Source organism: Coleofasciculus sp. G2-EDA-02 (assembly GCF_040226375.1).
GTDB lineage: Bacteria > Cyanobacteriota > Cyanobacteriia > Cyanobacteriales > Coleofasciculaceae > Coleofasciculus.
Genome location: NZ_JAVKEW010000171.1, coordinates 23,625 through 46,822, shown reverse-complemented (window position 1 = coordinate 46,822; position 23,198 = coordinate 23,625). Strand labels below are relative to the sequence as shown.

At 45.9% G+C, this 23,198-nt stretch carries 20 protein-coding genes, 1 tRNA gene and 1 pseudogene; 9 read left to right on the top strand and 13 right to left on the bottom strand.

Translation table 11 applies throughout. The features are described from left to right. Window positions 1-13: 13 nt before the first annotated feature. A complete protein-coding gene (locus tag RLO19_RS20605; RefSeq protein ID WP_446336392.1) occupies window positions 14-517 on the bottom strand; it encodes a DNA recombination-mediator protein A in 504 nt (167 codons plus the stop codon). A gap of 187 nt (window positions 518-704) precedes the next feature. Here RLO19_RS20605 and RLO19_RS20600 point away from each other — a divergent pair. After that, a tRNA-Val gene (locus RLO19_RS20600) sits at window positions 705-778 on the top strand. Window positions 779-919: 141 nt separating this feature from the next. Here the strand turns inward: RLO19_RS20600 and RLO19_RS20595 are convergent. Together RLO19_RS20595 and RLO19_RS20590 are read right to left on the bottom strand one after the other, a co-directional pair. After that, window positions 920-3,004, bottom strand: a complete 2,085-nt coding sequence (locus RLO19_RS20595) for a thioredoxin domain-containing protein (protein WP_446359301.1) — start codon at window positions 3,002-3,004, stop codon at window positions 920-922. 195 nt (window positions 3,005-3,199) lie between these two features. Continuing rightward, window positions 3,200-4,561, bottom strand: coding sequence for an NB-ARC domain-containing protein (locus tag RLO19_RS20590; RefSeq protein ID WP_446359300.1), 1,362 nt, complete (start codon window positions 4,559-4,561; stop codon window positions 3,200-3,202). Window positions 4,562-4,785: 224 nt separating this feature from the next. Between RLO19_RS20590 and RLO19_RS20585 the strand changes: the two genes are divergently transcribed. Then, window positions 4,786-5,223 carry a hypothetical protein gene (locus tag RLO19_RS20585; RefSeq protein WP_446359299.1) on the top strand — a complete coding sequence of 146 codons (438 nt, stop codon included), beginning with the start codon at window positions 4,786-4,788 and terminating at the stop codon, window positions 5,221-5,223. 245 nt (window positions 5,224-5,468) lie between these two features. Here the strand turns inward: RLO19_RS20585 and RLO19_RS20580 are convergent, their stop codons facing one another. The 5 genes and pseudogenes from RLO19_RS20580 to RLO19_RS20560 form a co-directional block, all read right to left on the bottom strand. Beyond that, complete coding sequence (locus RLO19_RS20580) at window positions 5,469-5,810, bottom strand: DUF5615 family PIN-like protein (RefSeq protein WP_446359298.1); 342 nt, start codon at window positions 5,808-5,810, stop codon at window positions 5,469-5,471. 3 nt (window positions 5,811-5,813) lie between these two features. Next, on the bottom strand, window positions 5,814-6,140 hold the full coding sequence (locus tag RLO19_RS20575) for a DUF433 domain-containing protein (RefSeq protein WP_446359297.1): 327 nt from the start codon (window positions 6,138-6,140) through the stop codon (window positions 5,814-5,816). A gap of 176 nt (window positions 6,141-6,316) precedes the next feature. Further along, window positions 6,317-6,856 (bottom strand): annotated as a pseudogene (mutT, locus tag RLO19_RS20570) (8-oxo-dGTP diphosphatase MutT); the annotation flags it as partial. Between the two features lie 99 nt (window positions 6,857-6,955). After that, on the bottom strand, window positions 6,956-7,291 hold the full coding sequence (locus RLO19_RS20565; protein ID WP_446359296.1) for a DUF760 domain-containing protein: 336 nt from the start codon (window positions 7,289-7,291) through the stop codon (window positions 6,956-6,958). Window positions 7,292-7,416: 125 nt separating this feature from the next. Continuing rightward, complete coding sequence (locus RLO19_RS20560) at window positions 7,417-8,376, bottom strand: RNA polymerase sigma factor, RpoD/SigA family (RefSeq protein WP_446359310.1); 960 nt, start codon at window positions 8,374-8,376, stop codon at window positions 7,417-7,419. 488 nt (window positions 8,377-8,864) lie between these two features. Here RLO19_RS20560 and RLO19_RS20555 point away from each other — a divergent pair, with 488 nt between their 5' ends. Both RLO19_RS20555 and RLO19_RS20550 read left to right on the top strand, forming a co-directional pair. Further along, window positions 8,865-9,503, top strand: a complete 639-nt coding sequence (locus RLO19_RS20555; protein ID WP_446359295.1) for a histidine phosphatase family protein — start codon at window positions 8,865-8,867, stop codon at window positions 9,501-9,503. A 12-nt stretch (window positions 9,504-9,515) separates the two neighbouring features. After that, complete coding sequence (locus tag RLO19_RS20550) at window positions 9,516-10,556, top strand: glucokinase (RefSeq protein ID WP_446359294.1); 1,041 nt, start codon at window positions 9,516-9,518, stop codon at window positions 10,554-10,556. 5 nt (window positions 10,557-10,561) lie between these two features. Here RLO19_RS20550 and RLO19_RS20545 read toward each other — a convergent pair whose 3' ends face one another. Beyond that, window positions 10,562-10,717 (bottom strand): hypothetical protein, encoded by a 156-nt coding sequence (locus RLO19_RS20545; protein ID WP_446359293.1) that lies wholly within the window; start codon window positions 10,715-10,717, stop codon window positions 10,562-10,564. Between the two features lie 220 nt (window positions 10,718-10,937). On the opposite strand from RLO19_RS20545, the gene cysC reads away from it, so the two are divergent. Next, window positions 10,938-11,492: an adenylyl-sulfate kinase gene (gene cysC / locus RLO19_RS20540; protein ID WP_446359292.1), complete on the top strand. Its 555-nt coding sequence runs from the start codon at window positions 10,938-10,940 to the stop codon at window positions 11,490-11,492. Window positions 11,493-11,751: 259 nt separating this feature from the next. Here the strand turns inward: cysC and RLO19_RS20535 are convergent, their stop codons facing one another. Next, window positions 11,752-12,261, bottom strand: coding sequence for a hypothetical protein (locus RLO19_RS20535; RefSeq protein ID WP_446359291.1), 510 nt, complete (start codon window positions 12,259-12,261; stop codon window positions 11,752-11,754). Between the two features lie 797 nt (window positions 12,262-13,058). On the opposite strand from RLO19_RS20535, the gene RLO19_RS20530 reads away from it, so the two are divergent. Further along, window positions 13,059-14,939 carry a glycoside hydrolase family 10 protein gene (locus RLO19_RS20530; RefSeq protein WP_446359290.1) on the top strand — a complete coding sequence of 627 codons (1,881 nt, stop codon included), beginning with the start codon at window positions 13,059-13,061 and terminating at the stop codon, window positions 14,937-14,939. A 256-nt stretch (window positions 14,940-15,195) separates the two neighbouring features. Here RLO19_RS20530 and RLO19_RS20525 read toward each other — a convergent pair whose 3' ends face one another. Then, entirely contained in the window at window positions 15,196-15,639 is a 444-nt protein-coding gene (locus RLO19_RS20525) for a hypothetical protein (RefSeq protein ID WP_446359289.1), read from the bottom strand. A 755-nt stretch (window positions 15,640-16,394) separates the two neighbouring features. On the opposite strand from RLO19_RS20525, the gene RLO19_RS20520 reads away from it, so the two are divergent. Next, entirely contained in the window at window positions 16,395-17,036 is a 642-nt protein-coding gene (locus tag RLO19_RS20520; RefSeq protein ID WP_446359288.1) for a DUF938 domain-containing protein, read from the top strand. On the opposite strand, the gene RLO19_RS20515 is transcribed toward RLO19_RS20520, so the two are convergent. After that, on the bottom strand, window positions 17,027-17,638 hold the full coding sequence (locus RLO19_RS20515) for a hypothetical protein (protein ID WP_446359287.1): 612 nt from the start codon (window positions 17,636-17,638) through the stop codon (window positions 17,027-17,029). The two genes, RLO19_RS20520 and RLO19_RS20515, sit on opposite strands and share 10 nt — an antisense overlap. Before the next feature lie 339 nt (window positions 17,639-17,977). On the opposite strand from RLO19_RS20515, the gene RLO19_RS20510 reads away from it, so the two are divergent. Beyond that, the gene (locus RLO19_RS20510) at window positions 17,978-19,207 is read left to right on the top strand and encodes an RNA-guided endonuclease InsQ/TnpB family protein (protein ID WP_446359286.1); all 1,230 of its coding nucleotides are present in this window, start codon (window positions 17,978-17,980) and stop codon (window positions 19,205-19,207) included. Between the two features lie 109 nt (window positions 19,208-19,316). Here the strand turns inward: RLO19_RS20510 and RLO19_RS20505 are convergent, their stop codons facing one another. Beyond that, entirely contained in the window at window positions 19,317-22,319 is a 3,003-nt protein-coding gene (locus RLO19_RS20505; RefSeq protein WP_446359285.1) for a glycerol-3-phosphate acyltransferase, read from the bottom strand. A gap of 364 nt (window positions 22,320-22,683) precedes the next feature. On the opposite strand from RLO19_RS20505, the gene RLO19_RS20500 reads away from it, so the two are divergent. Next, a complete protein-coding gene (locus RLO19_RS20500; RefSeq protein ID WP_446359284.1) occupies window positions 22,684-23,169 on the top strand; it encodes a TerB family tellurite resistance protein in 486 nt (161 codons plus the stop codon). Window positions 23,170-23,198: the final 29 nt, after the last annotated feature.

Genomic DNA, 23,198 nt, shown 5'->3' with positions numbered 1-23,198 from the left:
GACGTGCTTGTGCTTAATCAAAATAGAAAATTGTCACAACCTTGCGTTGTTCTTCTGCCTCCTCACAGGTTTTCAGCAAGGTTTTGCTGTCATGAAAGGCGAAGCAGATAAGCTGTTGACATCGGGAAATGATTTCGGAGTTACACAATGCACTAGCTTCTGCCAGAGACAGATGATCATTTTCTGGGTTTTCTACTAAGTGCATGACTTGTTGAAGTTGAACTTGCGACTCCCGTGGCTGACGTTCTAAGCTTTGGGGCAAAATGACCGTCAGCAAATTAGCGTCAGCACGCATTGCACCGCGAATCGCGGCTGAGTTCGTACCTGTGGCGCCAGAGGTCATCAGACGATTGCCAGCTAGAACCAAGGCATAACTCATCATCTCGATCAGATGTTGATGGGTAATGGGTACATGACGCGATCCTAACAGGGCAATCCGCTTAGAACCCGTTTGCTGGATTGTCGCAAGTTCTTGCGCTAAGGTATCTACACCGGAGATTTCTACTGATTGATTCAAAGATGCTGGTTTAAGCTGAACAACCTAGGTATTTTAGCAAAACCAGCGACAGTTAGGACTATTAGCTCGCAAAAAGGTGGCGGAGGGGCTCCAGGTTCAGGGTGCGGGGGGATAAAAACCATTTGTACCATCCGACTTGCTTGCCACTTTAGTAATATTCGTGCTATATTTATTTACTGTTTGGTTAGGACGCATAGCTCAGTTGGTTAGAGCACCACGTTGACATCGTGGGGGTCACTGGTTCGAGTCCAGTTGTGTCCATTTAATTCAGAGTAAAAGGAAAAACCATCGGTTCGTGAAGCAGTTTGTTAACAATTCCTCGCGTTAAGGCTCTCCCGTACTTATAGTGAGCCAGTTAGCCTCACTGAACTGACTGATAGATGTAATTCCAATGAAAAATTACTATCCCCTCGTTTGACTTTTCTGCACTTGCGCCAATAATTGTTCTTGAGTATGAGCCGTGGGTTTACAACTGAGTCCCTGACAAACTAAGCCAATCGCATCCTCCGGAAGACTGGTTTCTAATCGATACATGCTTGCCGGAAAATACTGAATCATTAGGGATAAAATCTGATCCGCGCTGGTGCGAATTAGGGTAGAATTGCGGAACCAATCGAGAGCCGTAAACAGACTGGGACAGGATTGGGGCGACTTATTCATCACACTCCCAAACGCATTGAGGGCAAGTTCTGCGCGATCGAGATAGGATAAATTTTCAGTGAGTAACGTCAGACGCACCAAATTCGCGATCGCGACTCCATTCGCTGCCGGTGTGGCATTATCGGTATAACTGCGTTCCCGCACCAATAAATCCCCACTACTATCATTAGCCGCGTTATAGTAGCCTGCGAGTTCTACACTCCACAGATATTCGTCAAATTCTTCTTGTACCTTGATCGCCTCCTCTAACCAGATATCAGGGATTGGCGATTGGGAAGACTCCTGTGCTGTGGCTAATCCTAGTGAAGCTTGATGCAAATCCAATAAGGCTTTAATAAATAAAGCATAATCTTCCGACTGTGCCAATACAGACGCTTGACCTTCGTAATTCAGCCGATGGAAACGCTGATCAACCCATTGATTCTCTAAAATAAATTTAGCTGCCGTTGTTGCTAATTCCAGGTATTCTGGTTTACGAAATACACCATGTGCCTGGGCTAAACCGGAAATCATCAGGCTATTCCATGCCACAATCATTTTCGTATCCGTAACTGGGGGAATACGACCTGACCAATTCCTAGTTTTTGCCTCCTGATTATTCTGGGCTGGGGGGAAGGTTTCTATAGTATTGGGTGGGGAACCATAACGGGCACTAAACAGTTTAGCTAATGCCGTTTCTAAGGTATCATTTAACTGATCCGAGTAACGACGCTGCAAAACATTTTGTCCTTCAAAATTGCCCTCAGACGTCACCGTAAATTGTTCTTGCAGTTCTGCCAATTCTTCAGCGGTGAGGAGTTGCTGCAATTGAGCATAACTCCAGACATAAAATGCCCCTTCTTCCGGTTCGGCGGCGCCAGGTTCAGTAAAACTATCAGCATCTTGAGCGGCGTAAAAATAACCTGAAGATGAGGTCATTTCCCTTGTCAGCCATTGCACTGTCCCCGATATTGCCCGTTCAAAGGCGGCTTCCTTAATCCCCGCACTCCACAGATTTGCCAGATACTCGACAATCTGCCCATTATCGTAGAGCATTTTTTCAAAGTGGGGCACTGTCCAAGTGGCGTCTACGGTGTAGCGATGAAAGCCGCCGGCGACGTGATCATAGATTCCCCCTTTGGCTAAGTCTAACCCACGCGATCGCGAAGCTTGGTAAGCATCAACCTCTGTCGTCTTGTCGAAGCGAATTCCCCGTAATGCTAAATCCGCATAAGGAATCATGGGAAAACTTGGTCCATAACTCCCACTAGCCACAATTTGGATAGTCTTGTCCATCCCTTGGTGGAGTAACTCAGCCGTGAGTTGTCCTGAGGCGGGGAGGATAACCGACTGTTGCAGATGACCAAGAATTTCTGCTTTAAAGTTTTGCAGCTTGGTTTTTTCGACATCATAGAAGCGGCGAATTGCTTGTAATACCTGTAAAAAGCCCGGACGCCCATAGCGTGGTTCGACAGGGAAATAAGTACCACCGTAAAAGGGAACTCGATCATCTGGCGTCAGAAAGATATTTAGGGGCCAACCCCCTTGACCGGTCATCATCTGCAACGCCTGCATATAAATGCTATCAATATCCGGGCGTTCTTCGCGGTCTACCTTAATCGGTAAGAAATTAGCATTCATGTACTGCGCGATCGCTGGATCAGAAAAAGCTTCCCCTTCCATTACCGTACACCAGTGGCAGCTTGAGTAACCAATCGACAGGAAAATCGGCTTATTTTCTGCCTTGGCGGTGAATAACGCTTCATCACTCCAAGGCCACCAATCGATAGGATTTTCCGCATGCTTACGCAGATAAAGGCTTTGGCATTGGGCAAGGCGATTGGTCATGACAACTCAACTGTGGTTACTCTAGATGCTCTCTGGTTTAGTTTATCGCGGTTTGCGGTTTTGTTCGTAGTTCCTAGTAAGGGATGCGAGCCCTTCCCGTTCGTAGTAAGGGCGCGAGTCACATCCCTTGTGCAACCGAAAAGCTAGTCGTGAAAGTGAACCCCGACACAGGCGCCCGGTTAGGAGAATGCAAGTCTATATCTCTTTCACATACGCTTTAACTAAAGCTTGAACAGCGAACAGCGATTCTCCGTTATCGGTTATTTTTTCAATTAAACCCCGTTTTCTCAAAGACTGTACCGCCTTCAAAAAATCGGCGTCAGACAATGCTAATTCTGCGGGTTTGTGGGAAATGTCTGCCGCATTTTGGTGCGCTAACCAAAGCATTACCATTTTCTCCGATTCAGATAACCGTTGATACTGTGCCTGCAATCTGGGTTCTAAGTCTCCCAGAAATAGACTGGGATAGGATAAGAAGCGATTAACGCTACCGTTAAATAAATCTTGGATGGTAGAGGCGATTATATTTAACCAGGAGGGATTGCCACTGTACCGTTTGATAAGTTCTAACCATTTATCATCATCGGTTAACCCTTTATTCGTCAATAGTTCCGCCGCTGACTCTGCCAAACCACCAAGTTGTAACGTGCGGCAGTGGCGGTTTTCTCCTTCTAAGATGGCAATTTCTGTGGGTTTTTCCCAACTCATGAGGAGGAAGCAACTGTGGTGAGGTGTTCGCGCCATTTGTTGCCAGAATTTGCTGTAATTTTCACAGTCTGGCAGATATGTGCCTGCTAATTCTCCAGGGGTAAATAGTTCTTGGAGATCGTCGATGATGATTAGGCATGGATGCGATCGCAGATAGTCAATTAGGGAGGGGAGTTTGGTTTCTCTATCTTGGAAAAACAACTGAATTAAGTTAGTTTGTAGGCATTTCAGCGTCAGAGTTTCAGTACAGTTGCGCCAGAGGATATAATCAAAATCATCTTTAATTTGTTCTACGAGTTCTCTAGCAAGGGTGGTTTTGCCGATACCAGGCAATCCAAAGATAGTGACGATGCGGATTTTTTCTTGGAGTATCCACTGTTTGAGGGTGGTTAGTTCTGTGGTGCGGTTGTAGACGCGATCGCATTCCGGTGCTTCGGTTAAATCATGGCGTTTTTCAGGTTGGGTACTGGTGGCGTTTGAGGGGCGCGATCGGTTTTGTATAGTTTCGTCAGGATGCCGATTTTCTCTACAGAGATTGATGTTACTTCCCCAAAATTTACTCTGTGCAAAATCACCAACATTAGAATTAGAAATATAATAACGTTCCATTGTAGCGCGGAAGTTCGATTTATTAACTTGTTCGTCCAATTCTTCTGATATCAGTTGCCATAAACTGCCCGCTACTCTTTTTACATTCGCTTCAGTACAGTGATAGTCATCCGCGATTTCTCTGTATTTTCGACTATTCCAGACCCCAGCTAACACCGCCTGTTGCAGATTATTTAAGTGTTTTCCCGTTTTGGTAAACACTAATTCATCAGCCCAGTTGAGAACTTCTTGGACATCCATCGGCGAGCCGCATATTTATTTGGGGTTATTTTACTACTTTTTTAAACTTTTAGCAACTTTTTGCGACTAAATTATACTTTTTTTACTAATTCATACTATACAATACTTATTCAAGTCTATACTTATCTAGGCTTTTTATGACTTTGTAAATCAGAAATAAAGTATATTATGAAAAAATATCGTCAGACTGTTTAATATCGTCCATTGAGAAGGAGAAGCATAAAATGACAGCAGCAGTCGTATTGAAACCTCGTCACACTAATTTGTCTGAGTTACCTGAGAATGCTAAGCTACTTGCAAAAATTAAAGCCTGGGACTTTAGTGCGGAAATGCGGCGGTTTCAAAAAGAGTATCCTAGCGAAGATGTACAAAAAGCTGTAGAAGACTTCCGGCATTTTATGTATCTATGCGTAGCTGATGAAGCACAGTATTTTATCCCTTCGTTTGAGGCAGATCACTTCTGGCACGTTTGCTTGTGGTTTACCCACAATTGGATGGCATTTTCCAAGGAAATTTCTGGTAATTTTATTCATCACAACCCACTTGAAGAAGCTTTGTTACCAGAAGACGCACGTATCAAATTAGATGAAATCCGTGCTGCATCTATTCGCCACTTTGGTAAAGAGGTACTTAAAATCTCTGATGTAGTTTGCTGTATGTAACTTTACAGTAACCTGAATTGGATTACAGAAATTTACTATGATTGTTCAATCATAGTAAATTTCTTAAAACACTACTTAAAAAATAATCCCAAAAAGTAATCATAGGAAGCCAAGAGCAAATATTAAAAAAGCTTTTTGTGTAAGTTAATCAATTTAGTATTCAGGGTTATGATAACGAAAGTTGAAAATTAATGGGTATTCCGGACAAGCGTGTGCTAAACTTTATAAAGGATAAAATTCTAGCTTCAACTGGCAGGACGCACGACACGAATTAACTTTCCCCGCAAAGGTTCCTCTCGTGTAACCGCTTCGTCTATCCGAACGGCAAACTCTTCCCAATTGCGATTGTTGGTACAAACAACAATGCCAAAATGATTAGGATCGAGACGATGCAGATGGATGAAATCATCTCGGTTGATTGTCAGAATTGCCCGCTCTTGAGAGATAGCAAACGCAAGCACGGCTTCATCGGGAATTCCTTGATTGGCATTACCCGCTTCCTGAGCCGTCAAAACGTTATGGTCTAAATTGCGTAATAACTCCACTACCGGGAAAGGAAATTGCTCATCGGCATAAAAACGTGCCATAAACTATGCCGCTTCGTTGCGTTGAATGGCGCATTCAATTTCATCAGGGTAGGCTTGTGCATAAGCCCAAGCATTGGCTATATCGACGGCAGAAAGGGTTGGATAGCTCTTCAGGAGATCAGAATCACTATATCCAAGGCGACAAGCTTCCACGAGAACCCAAATCGGAATTCGAGTATTGGTGATACGAGCGTCTCCACCACAAACACCAGGAGTTTTCTTGATTCCTTGCCAAGTATTACCCAAGCTCTGAGCTAGTAGTTGAATGGCTTTTACCTTTTCAGACGGACTTAGGGCTAACAGATGTTGTTTTAGCTCTTTGAGAGTCATAGGAATGGCTTCCTTTTCCTTCTTGTTGTAGTGCTTCCTACTGTGAATTTTAATTGAATAGTATTGAATAGTAATGATATCATGTCTGGTTGAACACCAAGGAAAATGCCTGAAACCTTTGCTGTTAAAGCCTTGCAATTATGGGCAATCATCAGGATATGATATGAATAGCTGAATTAGCCCTCAGTCTCTTGACGTAATGCCGCAATAATCTGACTATTAGCCTTGGGGAACGGAAACTGGTCAATTTCCTCTAGAGTTACCCAACGGATTTCATCACATTCTAAGGCTTGGGGGACACCAGACAGATGACGACAGTGATGAACCATCAACGTCACCCGAAAATGGCTATAGGCATGATCAACCGTGATTACGCGATCGCCTACTTCGATCTCGATTCCTAATTCTTCCCGAATTTCCCGCTTAATACAGTCTGTCACAGTTTCATCTGGCTCAATTTTGCCGCCAGGAAACTCCCATAATCCACCCAGTAACCCTTGAGCAGGGCGGCGGTCAATTAAAATTTGTCCTTGGTCATTCCGAATAACGGCAACACCAATGATTTTGTGAGGTAAGGGCGTAGAGGCTTCACGCATGGGTAACTTAGATGCAATACCTAGATTGTACGCCTGACAGTGACTTTGCCAAGGACAATGGGAACAATCGGGGTTTTTGGGAGTACAGATAGTCGCCCCTAAATCCATTAACGCCTGATTCTAGATGTAACTCGCGCCCGCCCTGACTCAGAGGTCTAGACTTCTAGGGAGGGGTTTTTCCCCTAGTTAAGTGACCAATCGTATCCTTTACTTCACAGCTTACTCTCTGCCGGAGGAATCGGTCTTTTGCAGAGACTTTTCAAACGTCATGCGTTGTTCAGCGTTACGTAGAAAATAACCACTAACCATTGCTGAGGCTAATAAACGTCCGAGATTTTCGCGGCTAGTATTAATGGTGACATCAAAGTGGTCTGAAGGAATATTCCCCAACAATCCCACCACATTACGTTCGATGACCTGAAACACATCAGCCGAGGTGGGTTTGGATAAATGGGAAACGATTTCTGGACTCAGGGATTGTACGTACTCCCACAAAAGATTATTGTCTCCATTGCCGTCAAAAAATTCTGGGTCACGATCAGATTGGTTGTTCACCGTTTACCTCCGAGCAATAGCTCTCTATCTGTAATTTAATTTAACAAGGGACTTTTGATCATCAGGTAGTTGGAACCGAACCTCACCTATTGGGTTGTCCCACAAAACATAAGACATAAGACAAACTAACTGACTGCAATATATTCGCGCATTTCGGCTTGGCGCTTGCGAAGCTTAGACAGGGCTTCCCGTTCAATTTGTCGGACTCGTTCACGGCTGATTTTGAGTTGATCGCCAATCTTGGCGAGTGTCATGGGTTGACCATCGACTAAACCAAAGCGTAGCATTAATACCTCACGTTGCTGCTCGCTCAAATCCGCCATCAGCTTCTCCAGATCGACTTGCATGGCTGAATAGGTGGCAAAATCTTCTGGCGAAGGTCCGCTATCTTCGAGCAGTTCTCCGAGTTCCGTATCTTGATTATCGCCAACCCGCAGATCTAATGACAGAGGTTGACGCGCTTTCTCCAGGTACTCCCGGACTTGCTTTGGTGTCAGGTCTAATTCTGTCGCCAATTCCGACATAGTGGCTGCACGCCCTAGCTGCTGGGAGAGTTGGCGCTGGGCTTTTTTGATTTTGTTGAGCTTTTCTGTGATGTGGATTGGTAAGCGAATCGTTCGTCCTTTTTCTGCGATCGCACGGGTAATGGCTTGGCGAATCCACCAGTAGGCGTAGGTGGAGAAACGATACCCTTTGGTCGGGTCAAATTTTTCTACACCCCGTTGCATACCAATCGTACCTTCCTGAATCAAGTCCAGCAAGTCTACATTGCGCTTGATATACTTCTTCGCCACGGAAACCACCAGACGTAAATTGGCTTCTACCATTTTGCGCTTAGCGACTTGACCCGCCCTAATGCACCCTTTTAACTCAGTTTCCGATAGGGACGAGGCTTTCGCCCACTCACACAGCGTTGGTTCGTAACCCAATTGTTCAAACAGCGACTCTTTGATTTGCTCTAGGGCATTTAAACGCTGTACTTGTTTTCCATATAATATCTCTTGCTCGTGGGTCAATAGGGGTACACGACCAATTTCTTGGAGGTAAGTCCGGACAAGGTCTGTAGAGGTCTGAGCAGTTTTCATAGCGATCGCTATATCATGAGTGAAGTTCAAGCAACTAAGCTCCTTTTCAGGAGGGTTCACCTCAGGCTTGGGTGAACGCTTCTCTATGAGAGAAATGTTAATTTTTATTTCAATAGCGGGAGAATAGATTGATTAGAAAACTCGAAACTTGGATGAACAGAGTAAGTCAAATTCCCCATCCATAACCCCAATTTAGGGCTGGCTATCCGATTTCTTTGTTTTTGCCTCTGCCTATTTCATAAGTTATCTGCCACAATCCAACACTTCGTTAAATATTGTAACATATCTTAATCAAAAACCGTTCATCTAGAACAGGAAGGCAGGGGTGCACCGTTGTAGGGGCGGGTTTTACTGATAACGTTTTGGAGAAAACCTCTAACCTGACTAAACCCGCCCTTGTTAGAGAGCAAGAGCGCAGGTTCTTGATGTGCTATGGCGCTATAGCGAGCGGTTTTCCTAGATTTTTTGTATTATCGGTTATTTATGTCATGACTCAAACCGTCTGGATTGCCCGACACGGAAATCGCCTCGACTTCGTTAACCCGGAGTGGTTTAACACAGCTCAACGTCCTTATGATCCCCCTTTATCGGAAGATGGCGTTGGTCAAGCCAAGGAATTAGGTCAACGGTTACGCGGTGAGACGATTAAGCATATTTTCGCCTCACCGTTTTTGCGAACGGTACAAACAGCGAACCAAATCGCTCAGATTCTGGACTTACCCATTAAGATAGAGGCGGGTTTGAGTGAATGGCTGAATCCGGAATGGATGAAAACAGAGCCAGAACGACTGTCTGTTGAGGAAATGCAAAAGCGCTTTCCCTGTATTGATTCGGGTTATACCTCCCGCGTCATCGCTCACTATCCAGAAACCAACGAGAAGGTGCTAGAACGCACCGCTCAAACAGCACGCCGACTGACCACAGAATTCACAGACGATATCTTATTGGTAGGTCATGGTGCCTCAGTCGTCGGTGCGACCTGGGGATTAGTTGGGGGTCAACCCGAAGTGAACGCGGCTTTATGCTGTTTAGTCAAACTCGTGGGTCATGGGGAAAAATGGGTGATGGAACTCAACGGGGATACATCCCACCTCAGTCAAACTGAGAAGGTAATTCGATTTAATTAAAGTTAAGATTCTATGACATTAATACTGGCAGGAGATATCGGCGGGACTAAAACGATTTTGCGACTGGTGGAGGAAAAAGACTCTCAATTGTTGCAGGTTCTCCATGAAACCCGTTATCCTAGCCGTGATTTCCCAGACTTAGTACCTCTCGTCGAGAGGTTTGTATCGGAAGCGGGACAAAAGCTACAGCGGAAACTGACCATCGAAAAAGCCTGTTTTGCGATCGCAGGTCCTGTAGTCAACGATACCTCCAACCTGACCAATTTGGCGTGGGTACTGGACGCCAGACGCTTAGAGGAAGAACTCGCAATCGCCAAAGTCACTCTAATCAATGATTTTGCGGCGGTTGGTTACGGGATTCTCGGTTTAGACTCGGACGATGTATGTACTCTACAATCGGTTACTCCCCAATCCGAGGCGCCAATTGCGCTACTCGGTGCGGGTACAGGTTTAGGACAAGGATTTCTGATTCAGAACCAGGACAGGTATCAGGTTTTTCCCTCTGAGGGCGGACATGCTGATTTTGCCCCCCGCACTGAACTGGAGTTCCAACTTTTACAATATTTACGCGAGAAATACGATATCCAGCGCATTTCCGCCGAACGAGTCGTTTCCGGTCAAGGAATTGTCGCCATTTACCAGTTTTTGAGAGATCGGCAATTTGCCCACGAATCCCCAGAAATTGCCCAAGTTGTCAGAACCTGGGAAGGAGAAATGGGACGCAGTGAGAAAACCGTTGATCCGGCGGCGGAGATTTCTAAAGCGGCGTTGCAAAAGAGCGATAGCCTCAGTGAACAGACTTTAAAAATGTTTGTGGAAGCCTATGGTGCTGAAGCAGGGAATCTGGCGATCAAACTCTTACCCTACGGGGGGTTATATATTGCTGGCGGGATTGCGGCTAAGATTTTGCCCTTGATGCAGGATGGTACTTTTGTGCGAACCTTTACGGAAAAAGGTCGGGTTAGTCCCCTGTTGGAAAAGGTTCCGGTTCATATTGTGATGAACTCCCAAGTTGGGCTAATTGGTGCAGCAATATGCGCCTCTCAATTGTAAATCCCTCAAAACGTTTTCGGTTGTTGCGATCGCGGCGAAACCAGAGAAGCAGGAGAAGCCATGTTCCAGACGTGCCCTGGCGCGTCTTTGATCAGAGGAGACTTTTGGCACAACAGAGTTAAACTATTGTCAATCCTGAACTTAGGTTGAATAGCACTCAAAAGCGTGCATTTTGGGAGCGCCAAAACCCTTGAGCTACCGTAGGGTGGGCATTGCCCACCAGCATACCAGTCAGTGACATTCAACTTAGGTTAAAATCTAAGCCTGATCAGCAAACAATCTGTTATTCCAGAAAACAGAAGCTTGACGATTAGTGTTTCACCTGAGAAAACAGGATCAGTTGTACTTACATTAGGTTTTAGGACAGCGACAGAAATAATTATGAATCAGCGCGGTGTAACAATATGGTTCACGGGTCTAAGTGGTGCGGGTAAAACCACGATTACCCAAGCATTAGCCAAAACCTTGCAAGACAAGGAATGTAAGCTAGAAGTGTTAGATGGCGACATCGTTCGCCAGAATCTTACCAAAGGATTGGGCTTTAGCAAAGAAGACCGCGACGAGAACATCCGTCGCATCGGTTTTGTCTCCCACCTACTTACCCGCAATGGTGTAGTTGTCTTGGTATCGGCTATCTCGCCCTACCGTGAGATTCGAGAAGAGGTACGCCAAAAAATTGGTGATTTTTTAGAAGTTTACGTTAATGCTCCTCTGGCAACTTGTGAAGAACGAGATGTCAAAGGATTATATAAACGCGCCCGCGCTGGAGAAATTATAGGGTTTACCGGAATTGACGATCCTTACGAACCCCCCCTCAACCCAGAAGTGGAATGCCGTACTGATCAGGAAGAGTTATCGGAGAGTGTTGCCAAAGTGCTGCAAAAACTGGAAGAGTTGGGTTATCTACCAAAGCAGCTTGCTGCCGAAAGCGTTTAGAGACTAGTAAAAGAAGGCTCCAAGGCAGTAATTGGTATCTGCTTTTTAGTCTACTGCACGCTTTGTGGACGTGTAACCACAGCCGTCACCCGAAGTAGAGACGCTTCAAAAGCGCGTCTCTACATAAATGATGTCTCCTAACCGCTATGGCGGTTGCTATCAAAACGTGGGGGATTGGGGGAGCGATAGAACTCCATCCTCAACGAAACGGAGTGAAGTAGGGTGGGGAGGATGTCAAATCACATTCTGAGCTTATTTGTTATTTCACATGAGCGCAAACCATCTTGTAAGCTTGATAAAAAGCTCGCTGGTTGCAGCATTCCAACCGAATGGGATTCGCTGCCCAACTTTTAAAATCAGGAGCTAATCGAATCATCTTTTGCAAAATTCTATCATCGATCCACAAAACGAGTGGAAAAGGAAACTGTTTGCGAAACTCCTCACGCACGAGATTAGTCGCACTCAATACTTGATCAACAGCAACCACCGAATCAAGACCAAAGACGACTAAAGCAGGTGGTGGTGGTTCATCCAATGCTGTGAGGATTGCCGTAAACAGAGTATCTACTGAGGGATGCAACCTCACACCTTGAATAGGAAGTGAAGAGAGTTCTTGCAACTGGTTTAGTACGCATAGCGGTTGGGGTGAAAACTTGCAGCATACCAAAATCAGGGCAAAGTGACCTTGGGACATAACAATCGCTCTGGCAAGCTTTCTCAGAGATTGTCCGTTATTGGCGTTGAAAGCTTGTGCTTCTATATCAGTCATAGGAAAATGCTGACAGTTTGTCCTAATTTGAATGCTTGGATTTTATCTAAATTTTCCGGTGGCATTCTTTTTACTTTTAAATAAAAAATAATCCCACTTCCTAATTTCTAATAAATCTTAGGGGATGGATGAATGAGTATGAACCGATAGAGAACCACAGGGTGTGGGTCTCCTAATCCGTTCAATTGTAATAAAACTTAAAACTTCCATCCAGTTCAGATTCCCTGGGCTAGGGTGGAAGTCTCTAGTGCCCCATGGCAGGCTAACTAGCTCAATCTCCCCTGCACCTTTCCACCCCCTCCTCTCCCGTCTTGTTGCCCTGAACCGTTCTACTCATCTAACGCCCAGTTTTGTTAACCTAGCCGATGGAGATGGGTTCAGCCGTAATGGGATCTTTATCCTAAAAGCGCCTGGGGCAATCATGAGCATAAGGGGAGAGCAGCTAAGATTCCTGACCTGAAGACAGTATTACTCACAAGATACACTTTAAATGTGAAATTTTTGGGTAAGTCTGGAGAGTACCCCAGTCGAAAAATGTTGCAAAACTTAAAATATTGTGCCAATTCACCATGTCATTCACCAAGAACGCAGAAATGTTTGTCGCAAAAAATACAAAAATCTCCCGATCAACATTCCGAATCAGTCAGAGTTTCAAAATTCAAAACGATTCCCTCATTCCTCATCCGATAGCCTTGGGCGACAAGTATCTTTGGCAACCTTTACCTAGCCCAGCCAGTCATTCCTGATCAGTAAGGGGTGCAGCCTCTCAATAGTGATATCTCTAGACTTGCTACTTTATGAAACAATTTGTCAAAACTTTATTGACCGCCTTTGCCAATGGGCTAATTGCGTTTAGCCGTGCTTTTGGGCATCAGGCTTGGTTAATATTTCTATTTATATTTGGCTTGTGCTTAGCCTTATGGCTGCCCACCCTAGCTTATGCTCAAACGCGGCTGAGTGATATCCAAGGAAATTGGGCGCAATCGTGCATTGAAAAGCTAGCACAGCAGCAGATTATTCGCGGTTACCCAGATGGTCATTTTAAACCCGATTCCCCCGTCACCCGGGCTGAATTTGCTGCCATGCTGGGTCAAGCATTTCCGGATGCGCCAGAGATACGCACGGGCGGAAAATTTGCCGATGTGCCAACTCAACACTGGGCAAGTCAGGCGATTCGCCAAGCCTATCAAACTGGGTTTTTAGCGGGCTATCCGGGCGGACTATTCCAACCCAATCAACCGATCCCCCGTGTGCAAGCCTTAGTATCCTTAGCCAGTGGGTTGAAGTATGTTCCCCAGCAACCTGCCATTGAAACCTTGACATCAGCATTTGAGGATGCTAAAGCGATTCCCAATTATTCCCAAGGCGCGATCGCAGCCGCTGTAGAAAACCAGCTTGTGGTCAATTATCCCACCGTACAAACCTTCAAGCCGAACCAAAATGCCAGTCGGGCTGAAATTGCTGCTTTTTTGTGCCAAGCCACTCAAACCGCCGAGTTGATCCCCTCCCAGTACATTGCCAAAGTCGATACTCAAGTCCCCAATTCGGCTCAAGCAGAGTTACGAGGGGTGTGGCTGACGAATATTGATAGCCAAGTCTTATTTTCTACTCAAGGAATTACCGACGCCATTCAACGCCTAGAGCAACTCAACTTCAACACCGTCTATCCTACCGTTTGGAACTGGGGTTATACCCTCTACCCTAGTCAAGTTGCCCAGCGGGAAATTGGGCGGGCGGTGAGGCTTGTGACTCCCCTAGATCAATCCCCTGATCCCGATAGGGGCACCCAAGGACGAGATATGCTCAAAGAAATCATCCAGCAAGCCCATCAAAAGGATATAAGGGTGATTCCCTGGTTTGAATTTGGTTTTATGGCACCGGCTGACTCGGAGTTAGCCAAACGTCATCCCGATTGGCTGACGCAAAATCGCCAAGGTGTGAAAATTTGGCAAGAAGGAAGTCACGATCGCGTCTGGCTCAATCCCTTTAATCCTCAAGTGCAGCAGTTTATCCAGGATTTAGTAGTCGAGTTAGTCAACAACTATGACATCGATGGGATTCAATTCGACGATCACTTCGGCTTGCCCTCTGATTTTGGCTATGATCCCTTGACAATTAAGCTTTATCAACAAGAGCATCAAGGTCAATCACCTCCCCGTGATCCCAAAAACCCAGAATGGGTGCGCTGGCGGGCAAACAAAATTACAAACTACTTAACCCAGCTTTGGAAAGCGATTAAAGCGCAAAAGTCGGATGTGATTATCTCCCTTTCTCCTAATCCTCAACGTTTTTCATATGAATTCTTTCTAGCCGATTGGTATACCTGGGAACGCCGTGGTTTAGTCGAAGAATTAATTGTACAGATTTATCGCGATGACTTTGATCGGTTTATTTCAGAACTCGAACAGCCGGAAGTGCAGGCGGCGCGACGTCATATTCCTGTGGGGATCGGTATTTTAGCGGGTTTAAAAAATAAGCCAATTTCTTTATCGCAAATTCAAAACCAAGTAGCCGCCGTGCGTCAACGGGGATTTGCTGGAGTGTCGTTCTTTTTCTACGAAACCCTGTGGAACAACGCCTCAGAACCCTCACCACAGCGTCAGGCGGCGTTTCAGGCACTCTTTCCTCTGCCTGCGCGATCGCCTGAGATTTCAGCGGATTGGGAAGTCTCTGATTAGATAGGGATTCACCCTGGGGAAGTTTTAAGTTTTGAGTGTTGATCCTTTGCTTCGCTAGTCTGGCATGGTTTGTCGGGGCGGGTTTATGTGATGCCAGTGCCAGCTATTGATGGCAACGTTTATTCAAAACCCGCCCTGACCGATGTGTAGGGGCGGGTTTTACTATTATCGTTTCTTTCCTCACCAGGGATGTGACTAAACCCGCCCTGACAAATGACGAATGACAACCCTAACCCGTTCAATCGTGCTAACCTACTTAGTTATTGGGATCAAGGTTACTGCGTTCTAATTTAACCACGGAACCGGAAGCATCCGTGCGATAGATCCAGCGGCGTTGTCCATTGGCAACAGCCACTTGCCATCCAGAGACAGGCATTGGCTTACAAGAGGCTTTTTCCTCAGCCAATCCTAGACAATTATCAGACCAGGTATGGGGTTGCACATCCACTAGGTCGAGTTTAGAAGAAGGCACTCGCGTATGCTGCGATGCATGTTGCAAAACGATATGACCAATCGCCGCAGATAACTGAGAATTTGCCTGAGTAGACTGATTGATCATTCCTTTATTATTGGGTGATAGATAATCCGCACTAAAGGACAAAATCAGAGTAAAGGCAATGGCTTGCAGAACTAGACGGGGTTGGATGGCACTGTTTTGACGGGTTTGTTTTTCTGAGTTAGTTGCTTTAATCGTTTTCATAACAAATCTCGCATAAGGGGGCTTGAGTCGGATAGCGTACCAATCGGTAGATCACAGCACCCCAATGCCGAATTTATCCGGAATTTAGCAGCTTATTCCGATTGCAGCATTTTTAAATCGATTGCGATAAGATGGTTAACTCAAATAAAGTAGGAAAGATGTTGTTTGATTGGACGCTACCCAAAGGCAACATCTACAGAATCAAGTTAAACGTTGTTCTGTTGGCTTAACTCAATCCTGATAGTTTGTCAGTCTAGTCACTCAGCTTTACAGATACTTGGCTTTCCTACAACTTTAAACAGGGTGAGCTGCTAGGGTATAAGGGTTAACACAAGACCCAATCTATCCTCTTGAGTAAGAGGATCTGTGGTTGAGCGAGTTATTAGTAAGCTCTAGAAAGGCTTAAAGGTCATCCCTCAAGCCGGCGCTGTACCGCTTGTATCGGTCAGCGTGGGGTCAGTGACTCTGGCTGTGTTTACCCTTAGCTGTTCTTTGTATATATTATTTTAACTGATAAAACAATAAATTTCGACGCGCCAAAGACCCGGATGCTTATAAACTAAGCGTTACAAACACTACCCTCGCGATCGCGCCCTGAGCTAATTTCTCTGACAAGCTTTGGCTTTTCCCAGAGGAGCTAATGCCCGATGCTCACCTTCAGCCTTACTGATGCCGACTCCTGCCCTGCTCACGCAACAGATAAGGAACCGGGTAAGTGCTAGACATTAAACCAGTCTAATCGATAAGAATAAATTATGAGTAAAACGGACGACGAACGGCAATACGCACCTGCCACCCAACGCAACCGCGAACCGATTCTGGAGATTCTACGGCGCGTGCTGCCTGCAAAAGGTACAGTTTTAGAAGTTGGTAGTGGTACAGGGGAACATGCCATTTTCCTTGCCCCACGTCTAAAGCCACGTCAATGGTTACCTTCTGATCCCAATCCTCAGATGCGTGCCAGTATTGCCGCATGGTCTGCTGGCGAAGCTGCTGATAATCTTTACCCGCCCCTAGATATTGACGTGCACACACCGGTTTGGTCTGTGGAGAAGGATGCGCCTGTGGATTGGGAAACCTCACCATTAAATGCGATAGTCAGCATTAACCTGATTCACATCGCCCCCTGGTCAGCTTGCTTGGGACTGATAGCCGGGGCGAGTCGCCTGCTTCCTCCAGGGGGCATTCTCTATTTATATGGCCCGTTCAAGCGCAATGGACAGCATACTGCTGCTAGCAATGCTGCTTTTGATGCCTCGTTGCAGGCGTCCAACCCAGACTGGGGCGTGCGTGACCTTGAGCATGTTGTGGCAATAACCCAAGATCAACATCTAGTCTTGCACCAAATCTACCCGATGCCTGCGAACAATCTTTCAGTAGTTTTTCATCATTCTTGAGCGGTTTGCGTCGCTTTCTCCAAAATATTGGTGCGAATACATCCGCTATGCCAAGTCCAGTTCGGTTGAGAGTCTAGGGGATTGTATTGCGCCCAAATCTTGCCACTATGGGTTTGATAAAAGTCTACAATTTCTGCTGTCGCTTCACCGCCCCAAGGTGCTTTTACCGTAATCTGGTCGCCTTTTTGAAACAGTTCGCCTGCTTTGTTTGTCGCTTCTGTAACCGGAGGGGGTGGCGGTTGCTTTTCAATTAATTTGGCGGGGATAGGTTTGGGTTTAATGACTATATAGGGTCTTTTTTCTGCCGCCGGAGGGCTGGCTGGGGCACAACTCTGGGTTGACTCGGTTTTTTTTTCTGCCTCTGGAGGGCTGGCTGGGGCACAACTCTGGGGTGACTCGGGTTTTTTTTCTGCCGCTGGAGGACGGGCTAGGTCAGAACTGTGGGTTGACTCCTCAGTGGGAGGAGGATTAACCTCAGTGGTGTTTTGGGTTGATTCCTCAATTGTTTCTGTGGATTCGGATGTCTCTGACGTTTCAGGAACATTCGGTGTCAGAGATTCGATATGGGTTTTTTTGCGGCTGGATTTTTTTTTGCGAGCCATAGCAGTCTGGTAGTTGTCAGCTTATTAGAACCTGAATTTTCCTGTCGGGGGGGTGGGGGTATTACCCCTCATCCCATCCTGAACGAGTTGGGTTATGTTTTATGTCTGGGGTGCATCTACATTTACCCCATAATACTCATAGATTCAGGAAATTCTATCAAAACGTGGGGGATTGGGGGAGCTATAGAACTCCATCCTCAACGAAACGGAGTGAAGTAGGGTGGGGGTACATTGGACTCCCCCAAGGTAAATTCAATCTGGTCAACCCCGATTGAATTTAAAGAGGTATTGCTTTCTTCTACAAAATAGAATATTCTTTGTAGAAAGGAGGTAAGACGTGTGTTGACATTAACTTACGAGTACAAGATTGAGCCAACAATTGAACAAGTAGCGGCAATTGAGCGTTATTTAGAAGTTTGCCGTAAGGTTTGGAATTACGCCTTGCGTGAACGAAAGGATTGGCTTAATTCTCGAAAGTCTGATGTTAACGCCTGTTCCCTGATTGCTGAATACATTATACCTGCCGATGCGCCATTTCCTAACTACAACAACCAAGCTAAGTCTTTAACAGAGGCAAGGAAAAACAATCCTGACCTTAAATCAGTAAATGCTCAGGTTTTACAACAGGTGTTGAGAAAGCTTGAAACCGCGTTTCTTGATATGAGACGCAAAGGGATGGGTTTTCCTAGATTCAAAAAACCAGGAAGGATGCGTTCCTTTGTGTTCCCTCAGTTTAAGACTAATCCTGTCAAGGGAGACTTAATTAAGCTGCCTAAGTTGGGATGGGTCAAAATGAGGTTATCCCGCCCAATTCCAGACGGGTTTACCTTAAAGCAGGTTCGCATCGTTAAAAAAGCTTCTGGGTATTTTACCATGCTGTCATTACAGTGTGATGTACAAATACCTGATGCAATGCCTCATGGTCATCCTATCGGGATTGACTTAGGGTTAGAAAAGTTTTTGGCAACCTCTGATGGTGAGTTAATCGCTAGACCTCGATTCTTTGATTCATTGCACCGTAAGCTGAAATTGCTACAACGCCGATTGAAGCACAAGAAGAAAGGGTCTAAAAATTGGCGCAAACTTAACCAAAAGATTGCTAGATTACACCAAGGAATTCACGACACTCGAAAAGACTTTCATTTTAAACTAGCTCATCACCTAGTCCAAAATGCCGGAATGGTATTTGTTGAAGATCTTAACTTCAAGACTTGGGCGAAAGGGATGCTAGGAAAACATACCTTGGATGCTGGCTTTGGTCAGTTTATTAATATTTTGCAATGGGTTTGTTGGAAAGAACAAGTTTACTTTGCCAAGGTAGACGCTGATTATACGTCGCAGCAATGTCCTCGTTGTAAAACACACACAGGCAAGAAGGATTTATCAGTAAGAATTCACAGTTGCCATGAGTGCGGATATACAACGGATAGAGATGTAGCTGCGGCACAAGTTGTGATGATTCGAGGTGTAGGTGCGACTGGGCAAGCCGTACCTGAAATTGCCTGGCCAGACGTACTGCCGGGGGTCATTGACCTAGGTAAGTGTCCGCGAACCAGGAAGTCTCCGTAGCGATACTGGGAATCCCCAACTTCAACGAAGTAAGTTGGGGAGGATGTCAAAGATTGATCCTCTCGCTTTCCCACATAGGAAGTCGTGGGAAGCAGAATGAGAGTTATCCTCACTCCAAAACCTCTACGATTCCGGATTGTCCATCAATCCTTACCCGTTGACCATTGCGGAACATCTGAGTCGCGTTATGAATATCCATTACCGCTGGAATTCCATATTCCCGCGCCACGATCGCGCCGTGAGATAGCCGCCCTCCCACCTCAGCAATTAAGCCGCCTGCACGCGCCAATAAGGGTGCCCAACCCGAATCAGTATAAGGGACAACCAGAATCGTTTGGCGGTCAATTTCTGGAACTGATTGTAAGTTATCTAAAACTCTAACCCAACCTTCCACTTGTCCAGCACTTGCACCAATTCCCACAAGACGCTGTTGAGCGGGTTCGGATTGGGTTTGCATCAGCAAGGAAACGGCGGGAGGATTGCCATAGAATAGGGGAGGTACACTGACTAATTGACGATGCTCCTCTAAGAGCGATCGCCGATAGTTAATCAATCTTGGAAGTTCCTCTCGCAAAACCCCATCTGTTTCAGCCATTAGACGCTGAATTTCCGCAAATTCTAAGAAGAAAATATCCCCAGCCTCAGATAGTAAACCTGACTCTAACCAATGCTTTTCCAGTTCCACAAAACTCCAACGCAATTGGGCTAAAAATTGCGAATATACTTCAGTCACTTGCCCTTTTAGATTCAAACGCGCCTGTACCACTTCTGCTTTCCATCGCTGACGCTTGGGTGGTTTAGTCGCTGGGGGAGGATCGCATAAAAACTGAGCAAAGAGTTGCCGTATCGGTCGCGGGTCTTCTTTCCAAGTGGGAACGGCAATATCTGTGGCGACATCGCTGAGATAGCCATATTGTGTCAGAAATTGATCGAATTGTTCCAACACACTTTGAGCATCGGGAATTTCTGACAAGGATGTAAATACAGAAGCGCGATTATCACAATTAATTTGTTTGGGACTTAGTAAATGGCGCGTATCATGGGCTAATTGGGCTAGCGATCGCACGCTGGCAATTTCTGGAGTTTGGCTATTATCTAATTCTTTATCCTTTACCTTTAGCAACGCTTGCCGCAGAGACAGACTTAAAGGGGCGAGAATACTATAATAAGTTGCTCGTTGTAATTCCGATAAAATCTGGTTCACTCGTTCCAGAATTTCGGCGTCTGATAATTCACAAACCGGTTGTTCTTGCAGTTGACTCAAAGCCGGAGCAAAATGGTGTTGATAATCTTGCTCAAAATCCTTATCTAAATTCCATTCTCGACCTAATAGACGAAATAATCCGGGGATGTTCCGCAGCGTGGATTTCAGGGGCGGTTTAGAAAATTTAGCCCCCCGCGTCAGAAATTCCAAACTTTCTGGCGGTAAACCCATGCGCCGGAAAATATCGCCTAACAATGTAGCATTAAAATAGGCGCGAGCATAATGCAGTGTAGCGGTTTGATTAAACTCCAATCCCTGCGCCCGTTCTTTTAACACGATTGTAAAAATTTCCCCCCAAACGCCACAGGTGAGGGGACGGTTAATTGACCAGGTAAGGGGTCGAATCAGTCCGGGAATTACCTCCGCCGCAATCTTGCGCGTCCAGATGGGTTGTAGATTGGTAATCGGTCGCGCTTGCAGTAGCCATAATTGCTGACCATCATAGGTCCATTCAATATCTTGGGGAATCCCATGGTAGCGGTCTTCCAATTCCCGCGCCAAAATAGCCACCTCTTGGACTAACGCTGAGGGTACATCCCCTTGTCCTTCAACTTGTGCGGTTTCTCCGCTTCCAGACACCCCATGGCGCGTCTCTACATTGCTTCCTGACTCCTCCTGGGGGGTGGGTTTAGTCGAGTTATCGGTTTGTTCCTGAATATTATCAGTCAAACCCGCCCCGACAAGCCCAGATTCCGGGAAAGATACTCGATATTGTTCTGGGGTGACTTGACCCGATACAATGCGGGTGGCATCTCCGGGTAATCCTTCTATGACTACGGTGTCTTGTTGTTGCTGGATGGGGTCACGACTAAATGCGACACCGGAAAAGACGCCCTGAATTTGTTTTTGAATTAAGACAGCCATAGCCGTGTCTGGCAAATCCCGGTTACGGCGATACCCTCTGGCGGCGGGGTTATGATAAGAGGCTAAGACTTGGGTAATCGCTTCCTGTAAAGCCGGACGGCTGGTTACCTGTAAAACCGTTTGATATTGTCCGGCGGCTGACGAGAGTGCTGCATCTTCCCCAATAGCAGAGGAACGGACAACCAGGGGTTCTGATTCCGAAACTGGGAGATATTTGACCAAGGGTTCTATATCATCCCCTGGAGGTAAGACCCATCCCTTTGGCACAGCGTAACCCCAACGTTTAAGCTGGGATAAGGTAGCTGCTTTGGCTCCAACCTGTTGTGGCTCAAGCTCGCGCTCAAGAGGAATAATCGCTTTATCGCCTCGGAAAAAATGAAACACGGATTGAGATTCTGATTTAGCTTGTTCGGTGGGAAGGTCTAAGTCATCGGGAATTTTATGATAAATCCAACCGATAATCAGACCCAGCGCGATCGCACTGACAATTCTAGCGAAATCATGGGGGTGCAACAGCGCCAGAATTAGGGGAAATAGAACTAAAACACCGATACGTCCCGTCGTGCGATCGCGGATAATCGTAAAGCCTATACCCCCAATTAAAAATACCAATAACGCCACTCGCCACTCATGCACCACAAATCCCCAGACCACATTTGTGGTTCCGGCACCTTTACCCATCCAGTAGCGCCCCATAACTAGCATAATCAGGGCAATAATTTCCCAGGTGGGTTCCCTGGGAAAGAAATAACCCGCCAGCAAAACAGCCGCGATTCCCTTCAAAGCTTCTGATAATACGGCTAAGATACCCACCCAACGTCCACCGTGGTAGAACGCAGCGGAGACAGATACATTACCCGTACCGACTTGAGAGAGTTGGCGTCTGGTGAGTAGGTAGGTAATCCAGGAAATCAGGGGGAGTCCACCCAGTAGGGGACAGAGGACAAAAATAAGTAAAGCACCCCAAACCTGTGTTAGCGTCATCGGACATTTATTAGTTAGATTTCCTTGATCCTACAAGGGAGATGGGGTAGTACCGACGTGACCGTGAAACGTCTCTACTCTCCATGCTTGCACAAAGGTGGCCAGAAACTTTTGCCGAGATGCACTAGACACAATCTTTTCAAACCTGAAAAACGCCAACTCCTTACTCAGCAACCTTTATCCGGATTGGTATATTTTGGTTACCAGACTATTGACAAATGGAACATAATCTTAAATTGCCGCCAATGGTGGTACACCGATCGCGATCGCAACAGGAGATTTATTCAGCTAGCCTGACTTACTTGCTCAAATGACTCAAGGGTAATAGAATACCGAATGTATGTTCTAAGCAAAGGAGCCAAATATGAGTAGTGGAAACAGTTTGGAACCCACTCAATATGCCAAGCATCGATACAATATCACTCAACCCATTGATTTTGATGTGGCAGTAAAGTATGGTGGTGCCCTGATGGCGATCGCCGGAGCCGATGGCGAACTCAGAGAAGCTGAATTCCAGTGGTATGTTGATGAACAAGAGCTTTTGATAGTAGACCCTCAAGAATACATCGAAGCCCTACGTCAATTCGATTGGAAGGGAGCCAATATTGAGGATCTATTAAAGGGGATCAGCTATGATTTCCCTCTAAATTTTCGCCGCTCCATGTTGTACCAAGCGATTAAGATGAGCCGAGCTGATGGTAATTACCATGAAAAAGAAAAAGCGGCTGTGGCTAAAGCAGCAGAGATTTTAGGCATAGAACGCAGTACTGTTGTGACTCTAGAGTCCTTGGCTGAATTGGAAGAATCAACCCAGCGACTGCGGCTTGCCTTATTTGAGACAGACGTTTAATTTAGGTTAACACCTTTATCTAGAGGATT